The organism is Streptomyces sp. MK7 (genome assembly GCF_032658145.1).
In the GTDB taxonomy this organism is placed as follows: Bacteria; Actinomycetota; Actinomycetes; order Streptomycetales; family Streptomycetaceae; genus Streptomyces; species Streptomyces spiralis.
On sequence record NZ_JAVACL010000163.1, the window covers coordinates 1 to 407 of the forward strand.

At 67.6% G+C, this 407-nt stretch carries 1 protein-coding gene; it reads right to left on the minus strand.

Going from position 1 to position 407, the window contains the following annotated elements; all coding sequences use genetic code 11:
• Positions 1-407: transposase (locus tag R2S09_RS40305; RefSeq protein ID WP_316746265.1), on the minus strand; the 407-nt coding region annotated here is incomplete at both ends.

Sequence of the window (407 nt, forward strand, 5' to 3'; positions counted from 1 at the left end):
GCCTTGCGGGACAGCTCCCGCTGAAGACGCTTGAGTTTCTTCTCCGCCCGTCGCAGGAAGCGCGGGCTGTCGATCTTCCTGCCGTCGGACAGGACGGCAAAGGCGGACAGGCCGAGGTCGATACCGGCGTCGGACTCCAGCTCGGGCAGGACGTCCGGCTCGGTGTCCACGACGAAGCTGAGGAAGTACCGGCCGCAGCTGTCCTTGGTGACGGTCAGGGACGTCGGCGCGGCCGGAAGCCGGCGGGACCACGTGACCTTGAGGTCGCCGACCTTGGCCACGTACACCGTGCCGTTGTCCTGGAGGCAGAAGGCGTTGGTGTTGAAGCGGATCGACTGCCGGGCGTCCTTCTTCGACTTGTAGCGGGGAGGGCCAGCCTTGCGGCCCCGCCGCTTGCCCTTGAGGCT